A 9404-nucleotide genomic window follows, 5' to 3' on the forward strand; every position below is an offset into this window, starting at 1 on the left:
GATTTTGTTCAAGGTTGAACGCAAGGCGAACGCGGAACGGGCGGTACAACCGTCTCGTTGCGTTCCGCTACGCCGCGCAATGGCTGCGCTTGTCGAAAATTAGCATGGATTCGGCCTGCCGCACGCGAGGCGCGCTGGTCGGCCGGATCGTCGGCGGTCGTTCGCCGGTTCCGCCTCGTTCGAGGCTCTTCTTGCACGACGCCTTCGCGCGTCGCGCTTCGTTCTTGCGACCCTGCTTTTGCATGCGGGTTTTATCGCGATGCGCGCATGACGCAGCGCTTCTTTCTCGTGCGGCTCGCCGTGGCGAGCCTGCCGCGCCGCGCAACATCGACGGCGCGCTTGCTATTCAGACCGCGAGCAAGCCTGACTCGCTCGCGGTCCGGCTGCGATCAGTTGCTCGGACGGAAACCGTAGAGATCGCCGTCATGCGTCTGCACGACGAGCGTGTTGCCCGCCATCACGGGCGCAGCGGTGATCGCGCTGCCATCGGTCGGCGCGCGGCCGATCAGTTCGCCGTTTTCCACGTTCAGGAAGTGCACGAAGCCCTTGTAATCGCCCACGACGACCGCGCGGCCGAGAATGTACGGCACGCTGACACTGCGGTTCTTCAGCACGTCCGTCTTCCAGAGCGGCGTGCCATCCGACGCGCGGAACGCATTGACGACCGACCAGTCGTCGCCGGCGGCCACGATCTGCTCGTCCTGAGCCAGGCCGCTGTCGCTCGAAAAGTTCTTTTCCCAAACCGGGCGGCCCGAATTTGCATCGAAGCAGCCGATACGGCCCTGGAACGTCACCGCGCAAGTCTGCGCGCCGACGAGTCCCGGCGCGCCGGTCACGTCGTTGATGCGCTCGACTTCGGTCACGCCCTTCGGATACGACACCGGCGCTTGCCAGAAGGCATCGCCCGATTGCAGGTTGATCGCCGCGAACGTGCCGCCGGGGAAGCCCGCGAGCACAGCCTGATTGGCCGCGAACGTCATGCCGGCCGCGACGCGCAGATTCAGTGGCACCGCGCGCAACTGGAAGATCCACTTCTGCTCGCCGGTCTGCGCGTTGAACGCGATGACCTTACCGTCGATCGTACGCACGATCACGAGATCGTTGCCGACCAGCGGCGGCGAAACGATCTCGCCCGGCGCGGTTGCTGTCCACAGCAGCTTGCCGTCGGGGCCGAGCACGTCGACCTGCCCCTTCAGACCGCCTACGGCCGTGAGATTGCCGTCGCTGCCGACGCCCGCGGACAGATCGTCCTTCAGTTTGACGCGCCAGACGTCCTGACCGGTCTTCGCGTCGATTTTAGCGACGGAGCCGTTCGCGCCCGCGGCATAAACGTAATCGCCGACCGCGACCGGCGAGAACAGATAACGGCCAGCCTTGCCGACGCTTGCCTTCCACGCCTGGTTGACGTTCAGCACCGGCTTGAACTCCGCGAGCGGTACCGGCACGCGGCGTTCATCCTTGGTCGACGAGCAAGCGGTCAACAAGACGGTCATCGCGCAAGCGAGCGGCACGGCGTAGCGTTTCAAAAATGTCATCGGTGGACGCAACATGAATTGGTGAATTGGGTTGATCGGCGCTGCCCGCCGCGTCGCTTCATGGCGACACCGTGGCGGGCGGCTTGATTGACTGATGGCAGGGATCGAAGACGAACCGATTGGAAACCAGCCGGATCAGCCGCCGAGCGCGTCGAGCTTGAACTGAATCAGCTGACGGGCGGACGTGTCGTTCTCGGGCAGCGCCGTCAGCGCGACCTTGTAGGCCGCGCGCGCGTCGTCGCGTTTGCCTTGAGCTGCGAGCAGGTCGCCACGGCGGTCCGCGATCACGCCTTTGAACGCTTCGAGAGGCTGCTCGGCGAGCAGTTTCAGGCCCGCGTCGTAGTTCTTCTCGTCGAGCAGCACGAGCGCCAGACGCAGCTTCGCGATCTGCTTGTACTCTTCGTCCTTCGCATGGTCGATGGCCCATTGCAGTTGCGCCTTCGCGCCAGCCGTGTTGCCCGCCATGTAGAGCGATTTCGCGGCCGCGAGCGCGGTCATCTGCGCGTAGCCGGTGCCGCCGAACTTGTCTTCCATGTCCGTCGCGACGCGCTGGACCAACGCCTGATTGTTTCCGTCCACTGCCTGCTGCAGATGGTCGTAAAGCACCGACGCCTCGGCGGCCTGACGGCGCTGCCAGAAATTCCATCCGTTGTACCCGGCCGCAATGACGAGCGCCACGAGCACAACCCACGTCGTGGTGTTACCCCATTTGGCCCACCAGGCCTTTACGCTTTCAAGTGATTCTTGTTCGTCGTGATAGCTCATCGTCCAGCTATTCCTTCCTGCGTTTCAATTCCCTCAACGAGTTCCGCGCACGATGCCGGATCGCCCCGATCAGGCCCACGCGCGCGGCAATGCGCCTGAATCTCAGGCACCCTCGTCATCGGCGGTTGCAACCATCGCATTGATTAGGTATTCGGTCAAGTCTTCCGCCCGAACGTTCACTTGCTCGTTCTTTTGTCCGCCAGACGTTTCGTCGATCGAGCGGCGCAGCGGCTTGACGCCGATCATACCTTGCGCGAGTTCGTCCTCTCCGAGCACTACGGCGAACGCCGCGCCGCTCGCGTCGGCCTTTTTCATCTGCGACTTGAAGCTCGCGGACGCGCCGTCCGGGCTGCAATGCAGAATGACGTCGAGACCCGTGTCGCGCAGCCGCTCGGCGACGATGAACGCCTGCTCCGCCGCCGCTTCGCCCTGATGCACGACATAGACGTCCGTGCCTTCGGCTTCCGGTACGAGCTGCTCTTCCTTCAGCAATTCTAGGATGCGCTCGACGCCCATGGCCCAGCCGCACGCGGCCGTCGGCTTGCCGCCGAGCTGTTCGATCAGCGGATCATAGCGACCGCCGCCCGCGACCGTGCCCTGCGCGCCGAGCTTGTCGGTGACCCACTCGAACACGGTCAGGTTGTAGTAGTCGAGACCGCGCACGAGACGCGGGTTGATCGTAAAGGGAATGTTGTTCGCCTTCAAAAGCCGCTGCACGCCCTCGAAGTGCTTGCGCGATGCGTCGCCGAGAAAGTCGACGAGCTTCGGTGCGTTCTGCGCGATCTCCTGCATCGCCGGATTCTTCGTGTCGAGCACGCGCAGCGGGTTCGTGTAGAGCCGGCGCTTCGCTTCCTCGTCGAGGGAATCGACGTGTTTTTCCAGATACGCGATCAGTTCCTTGCGATGCGCCGCGCGCTCTTCGGCCTGACCGAGCGAATTCAGTTCGAGGCGGATGCCGGTGAGTCCGAGGTCGTCCCACAGACGCTGGCACATCATGATGATTTCGGCGTCGGTGTCCGGCCCGGCGAAGCCGAGCGCCTCCACGCCGACCTGATGGAACTGGCGATAACGCCCGCGCTGCGGACGCTCATGGCGGAACATCGGACCGACGTACCACAGACGCTTCGGGCCGTCGTACAACAGGTTGTGCTCGATGGTCGCGCGCACGACCGCCGCGGTGTTCTCCGGGCGCATCGTCAGATGCTCGCCGTTGAGCGCGTCGGTGAAGCTGTACATCTCCTTCTCGACGATGTCGGTCACTTCGCCGATGCCGCGCGTGAACAACTGCGTGTGCTCGACGATCGGCGTGCGGATGTTCTGATAGCCGTATGCGCGCAGCATCGACTTGACGGTGGTTTCGAAGAAATCCCACAACGCGGCATCCTGCGGGAGGATGTCGTTCATGCCCTTCACGCCGCTCAGTTTCTCGAGCCGTTTCTTCTGTTCAGTCATCTGTCTTTAGAGTGATGCCGCGGACGTCTCGACGCGCTGCCCATAGGTACGCTCGACATAGTCGCTGACGATTTGCTGGAATTCCTCGGCGATGCGCTCGCCGCGCAGCGTCTTCACCTTCACGCCGTCGATGAACACGGGCGCCGCCGGATTCTCGCCCGAACCCGGCAAGCTGATGCCGATATTGGCGTGCTTCGATTCGCCCGGCCCGTTGACGATGCAGCCCATCACCGCGACGTGCATCTTCTCGACGCCGGGGTACTGATCGCGCCACGTGGGCATCGAGTTGCGCAAGTAGCTTTGAATCTGCGACGCCAACTCCTGGAACAGCGTGCTCGTCGTGCGGCCGCAGCCGGGACACGCGATGACCATCGGCGTGAAGGAGCGCAGGCCCATCGTCTGCAGGATTTCCTGGCCGACGACGACTTCGCCGGTGCGCGCGCCGCCCGGTTCCGGCGTGAGCGAAATGCGAATGGTGTCGCCGATGCCTTCCTGCAGCAGCACCGAAAGCGCCGCCGTCGATGCAACGATGCCCTTCGAGCCCATGCCCGCTTCGGTCAGGCCGAGATGGAGCGCGAAGCTGCAACGCTTCGCGAGTTCGCGATACACGGCGATCAGATCCTGCACGCCGCTGACCTTGCACGACAGGATGATCTTGTCGCGGCCGAGACCCAGTTCGACGGCGCGCTCCGCCGAGCCGACCGCGGATTGAATCAGAGCCTCGTACATCACGCTTTGCAGTTCCCACGGATTCGAACGCGCGGCGTTTTCGTCCATCATGCGCGCGAGCAGATCCTGATCGAGACTGCCCCAGTTCACGCCGATACGCACCGGCTTGTCGTATTTGATCGCGGCTTCGATCATCTGCGCGAATTGCGTGTCGCGCTTCGCGCCCTGGCCGACGTTGCCCGGATTGATCCGGTATTTCGACAGCGTCTCGGCGCACGCGGGATGATCGCGCAGCAGCAGATGGCCGTTGTAGTGGAAATCGCCGACGAGCGGCACCGTCACGCCCATGCGATCGAGCTGCTCGCGGATATGCGGCACGGCCGCCGCCGCTTCCGGCGTATTCACCGTAATGCGGACGAGCTCGGAGCCCGCCTGCGCCAGTTCCTTGATCTGGATGGCCGTGCCAATCGCGTCCGCCGTGTCGGTGTTGGTCATCGACTGCACGCGCACCGGCGAATCGCCGCCGATCGTCACGAGCTGGCCACCCCAGCGCACGTCGACGGCATGCGATGACCGGCGCGTCAACGGACCGCCGAAGACCGGCTCGGTCGAACAAATCTTGCTGTTGATCAGGGATTGAGCTTCGGATTGCATCGAAAAACCCTTTGGCAACCTTGCCGCCGATACGGCGCCGGTCGCGTGTGTGGAACCTCAAACGGGCGTCACGGCTTGCACCGTGACGCCCTCGACTTGTCCGCCGCGCTGGACAGATCGATCTCGCAAGCTCAAGGCAGCGAGAGACGCGCGACGTTTCCGCGTGCGGACGAATAGCGTTTGGCGTCGACGGGCTCGTCATCGACCGACAGCGACTCGACGCCCTTCACGTTGCCGACGGTCACCTTGAACGGCGCCTCGCCTTCCACGCGCTGGGTGTTGCCCGCGCGCACGAGTCCGGAATACAGTTCCTTGCCGTCCTTGCCGCGCACGCTGAACCAGCTATCTTCCTTCACTTTCAATTCGATCGCGCTCGAACCGCTGCCCGCGACGGCCGGAGCCGACGCCGCCATCGCAACAGCCGAAGCAGGCTTCGCGGCCGATGCGGGCGCCGCCGCAGCCGGCGCGCTCGCGCCCTGCACCGCGGACAGCGTCGACGACGAAGCCGGCAGCGCGTTCGTGCCGAGCGGACGCGGCATCGGCTGCTCGCCCGGGCCGGCCGCCACTTCGGGCAGCGACGCTTCGCCGGTGTTGGCGGCCGCGGCCTCGTCGGGCGTCGGCGCGGATGTCGTGCCCGACGCTTCGTTCGATGCCGAAGCAGGCGCGGACGTCGACGACAGACCGATGCCCGTCGTCGCCTTGAGGCGCGCGAGCCAGTTGTTCGAATCGCCGCCGGTGTGCCACATCACGAGCACGGCCAGCACGACGATGATGGCGAGCACGCCCCACATCCACGAGCGCTTGCGGCCCGACGAATTGCCGAGCGGCACCGACACGCGTCCGCGCGGCAGACCCGCGCCCGCCGACGCCGGCACCTTCAGATTCTGCGCGATGTCATCGCCGCTGCGCCGGAACGCCTGCGTGAACGGCGCCGGATCGGCGCCGAGAATCTTCGCGTAACTGCGCACGATGCCCGCCGCGAACGTGCGATCGGGCAACTGGCTGATATCGCCCGCTTCGAGCGCGAGCAGTTTCGGCGGCGACACCTTGAGACGCGCGGAAACGTCGTCGATCGACCATGCTTTCGCCTGGCGAAGTTGCGCGAGACGCGCGCCGACCGCCTGTATCGAGTCCAGATTCCCCGCCTGGCTCGCATTCGATGCCGCCCTTTCCGCGTCGCCCAGGCCGTCGTACTGACTGCCGGACCGGTTGTTGCCGGAATGACTGCCGAAAGGCGTCGGGTGCTGCGGCTCACTCATGCCAAATTCCTCGCATCGATTCTTCTATATAGCGCTGTTGCGTCGTTCGGTTCCAAAAACCCCGTGCACGATACAACCGCAGCGCCATTGCAGACCGCTTTATAACAAAATGTTCGGCTTTTAGCGCCGCATCCAGACGCTTGCTGCGCCCTCCGCTGCGGCTTTTTTCGATGCGGACGCCCGGTCAGACCGCCCGCACCTCGATCGTCTTGCTGCCTGCACGGCCCATGCGTTCGGCAAGACGCGTGCGGTCCTGCACCGCGCCCGCGAGTTGACCGCACGCAGCGTCGATATCGTCGCCGCGCGTCTTGCGCACGGTCGTTACGACGCCCGCATCGATCAACACCTGCGCGAACCGCTTGATCTGCTCGTTCTTCGAGCGCGTCAACCCCGACTCCGGAAACGGATTGAACGGGATCAGATTGAACTTGCACGGCACGTCGCGCGTCACGGCAAGCAATTCGCGCGCGTGCGCTTCGGTGTCGTTGACGCCGTCGAGCATGCAATATTCGAACGTGATGAAGTCGCGCGGCGCGACCTTCAGATAACGCTGACACGCGGCCATCAATTCACGCAGCGGGTACTTCTTGTTCAGCGGGACCAGCATGTCGCGCAGCGGATCGTTCGGCGCGTGCAGCGATACCGCGAGCGCCACCGGCAGGTCGGCCGCGAGGCGGTCCATCATCGGCACGACGCCGGAGGTCGACAAGGTCACGCGACGGCGCGACAAGCCATAGGCGTTGTCGTCGAGCATCAGGCGCATGGCCGGCACGACGGCGTCGTAATTGAGCATCGGCTCGCCCATGCCCATCATCACGACGTTCGTGACGACGCGCTCGCCCTTGCCCGGCCCGCCGACTTCGCGCCCGAGCGACTTGCGCAGCGCGAACTCCGCCATGCGCAACTGGCCGATGATCTCGCCCGTCGTCAGGTTTCGGGAAAAGCCCTGCTTGCCGGTGGAACAGAACCGGCAGTTCACCGCGCAACCCGCCTGCGACGACACGCACAGCGTGCCGCGCGTCTCTTCGGGGATGAACACGGTTTCGACCGCGTTGCCGTTGCCGACGTCGACCAGCCATTTGCGAGTGCCGTCGGCGGAAACGTGGTCGCTGATGATGTCGGGCATCGCCATGTTGGCGCGGCCCTTGAGTTTTTCGCGCAGCGATTTCGCGAGATCCGTCATGCCGTCGAAGTCTTCGGCACCATATTGGTGGATCCAGCGCTGCAATTGCTTGGCGCGAAACGGCTTTTCGCCCAAGCTCGCGCAGTACGCGGTGAGCCCGGCGGCGTCGAGATCGAGGAGATTGACGGTGGTGCTGCTCGTCATGTCAAGTTCTGCCATTTCAGATTGCGAAGCCCGGTATCTTCCCGGGACCGTTCGCGCCAATTTCTGCTTCTTTTCGTACCGCTTTTATTGCGTCGAGGCGCGATGCCCGCGATGACCGAACAGCCATCGCGGCTTTCAACGCGAAAATTAACGCGAGTAGACGTTCACTTGCGGGAAGAAGAACGCAACTTCTTGCGCTGCCGTTTCCGGCGCGTCCGAACCGTGAACCGCGTTCGCGTCGATGCTGTCGGCGAAGTCGGCGCGGATCGTGCCCTTGTCCGCCTTCTTCGGGTCGGTCGCGCCCATCAGGTCGCGATTCTTCAGGATGGCGTTCTCGCCTTCCAAGACTTGAATCATCACCGGACCCGAGATCATGAATTCGACCAGATCCTTGAAGAACGGACGTGCGGCGTGCACGGCGTAGAACTTCTCGGCGTCGGCGCGCGACAGATGAACCATGCGCGACGCAATGATCTTCAGACCTGCGTTCTCGAAACGGCTGTAGATCTGGCCGATAACGTTCTTTGCCACTGCGTCCGGCTTGATAATCGACAGGGTGCGCTCGATCGCCATAAAAACTCCAAAAAATGAACGGTTTACGGATTAAAACGAATCGACAATTGTAGCACGAAGCAATGTATGATTGCGATTGAAACCTTACGGCATCGTAAGGATCAAACCCTGCGAGGACGTGGCTGTCCGGACGGCCGAACTGACCTTTCGGGCTATTGAATTCGGCGCGCGCCGGGGCCATATTGGAACAAAACGCTGCATTGCAACCGGAACCACGCGGTGCGGGCACCAAGCGGTTCTAATATTGGCTTAAGTCCGCGCACCTTATCATTCGTATATGACGAAGTCGCGGGAAGACCGAACGACAGACAATTGGAGCAAGGAGAAACCATGAACGAATCACCCTACAGCTTTGGCCGTAATGGCAGCGTCACCTCGGTCGAGGTGCGCAACCGCGTGCTGCGCAACACCTACTGGCTGCTCGCGCTCTCGATGGTGCCGACGGTGCTCGGCGCATGGGTCGGCGTCGCGACGGGCTTCTCGCTGTTCGCGGCTACCAGCCCGGCAATGAGCTTCATCGCGTTCCTCGCGATCGCGTTCGGCTTCATGTTCGCCATCGAGAAAACCAAGAACAGCGGCATGGGCGTGGTCGTCCTGCTCGGCTTCACGTTCTTCATGGGCCTGATGCTCTCGCGTCTCCTGAGCTTCATTCTCGGGTTCTCGAACGGACCGCAACTGATCATGATGGCCTTCGGTGGCACGGGCGTGATCTTCGCGGCCATGGCGACCATCGCGACCGTCAGCAAGCGCGATTTCTCGGGCCTCGGCAAGTTCCTGTTCATGGGCGTGATCGTCATTCTGCTGGCGGCGTTCGCGAACATCTTCCTGCAGTTGCCCGCGCTCATGATGACGATCTCCGTGCTCGCCATCGTGATCTTCTCGGCGTACATGCTGTTCGACGTGCAGCGCGTGGTGAACGGCGGCGAGACGAACTACATCAGCGCGACGCTCGCGATCTATCTCGACCTGTATAACGTGTTCACGAACCTGCTGGCGCTGCTCGGCATCTTCGGCGGCAACCGCAACTAAGCGCGCCAAACGCGGCCGAAACGAAAAACCGGCCTTCGGGCCTAATGCCGTTCAGTTAGCGCTGAACGGCATTTTTGTTTGTGGAGCGAGAAGTGGTTGTAAACGGAGCGCCGGACTGTTAACTTCTCGGTGCGATGCTTG

At 63.3% G+C, this 9404-nt stretch carries 8 protein-coding genes; 1 reads left to right on the top strand and 7 read right to left on the bottom strand.

Annotation, left to right across the window (positions count from 1 at the left end; all coding sequences use genetic code 11):
* Window positions 1–389 precede the first annotated feature (389 nt).
* From bamB to ndk, 7 genes are all read right to left on the bottom strand, one after another.
* Entirely contained in the window at window positions 390–1535 is a 1146-nt protein-coding gene (bamB, locus tag QCE49_RS07375; RefSeq protein WP_008349379.1) for an outer membrane protein assembly factor BamB, read from the bottom strand.
* A gap of 135 nt (window positions 1536–1670) precedes the next feature.
* On the bottom strand, window positions 1671–2300 hold the full coding sequence (locus QCE49_RS07380) for a tetratricopeptide repeat protein (protein WP_008349377.1): 630 nt from the start codon (window positions 2298–2300) through the stop codon (window positions 1671–1673).
* Between the two features lie 102 nt (window positions 2301–2402).
* Window positions 2403–3752, bottom strand: a complete 1350-nt coding sequence (gene hisS, locus QCE49_RS07385) for a histidine--tRNA ligase (protein WP_008349374.1) — start codon at window positions 3750–3752, stop codon at window positions 2403–2405.
* A 6-nt stretch (window positions 3753–3758) separates the two neighbouring features.
* Window positions 3759–5075 (bottom strand): flavodoxin-dependent (E)-4-hydroxy-3-methylbut-2-enyl-diphosphate synthase, encoded by a 1317-nt coding sequence (gene ispG / locus QCE49_RS07390; RefSeq protein ID WP_008349373.1) that lies wholly within the window; start codon window positions 5073–5075, stop codon window positions 3759–3761.
* A 131-nt stretch (window positions 5076–5206) separates the two neighbouring features.
* Entirely contained in the window at window positions 5207–6334 is a 1128-nt protein-coding gene (locus tag QCE49_RS07395) for a helix-turn-helix domain-containing protein (protein ID WP_034473736.1), read from the bottom strand.
* Window positions 6335–6518: 184 nt separating this feature from the next.
* On the bottom strand, window positions 6519–7661 hold the full coding sequence (rlmN, locus tag QCE49_RS07400) for a 23S rRNA (adenine(2503)-C(2))-methyltransferase RlmN (protein ID WP_008349370.1): 1143 nt from the start codon (window positions 7659–7661) through the stop codon (window positions 6519–6521).
* Between the two features lie 147 nt (window positions 7662–7808).
* Window positions 7809–8234 carry a nucleoside-diphosphate kinase gene (gene ndk, locus QCE49_RS07405; protein ID WP_008349368.1) on the bottom strand — a complete coding sequence of 142 codons (426 nt, stop codon included), beginning with the start codon at window positions 8232–8234 and terminating at the stop codon, window positions 7809–7811.
* Window positions 8235–8564: 330 nt separating this feature from the next.
* Here ndk and QCE49_RS07410 point away from each other — a divergent pair, with 330 nt between their 5' ends.
* The gene (locus QCE49_RS07410) at window positions 8565–9263 is read left to right on the top strand and encodes a Bax inhibitor-1/YccA family protein (protein ID WP_008349366.1); all 699 of its coding nucleotides are present in this window, start codon (window positions 8565–8567) and stop codon (window positions 9261–9263) included.
* Window positions 9264–9404 lie beyond the last annotated feature (141 nt).

This window comes from Caballeronia sp. LZ008, assembly GCF_031451435.1.
GTDB classification, from domain to species: domain Bacteria; phylum Pseudomonadota; class Gammaproteobacteria; order Burkholderiales; family Burkholderiaceae; genus Caballeronia; species Caballeronia zhejiangensis.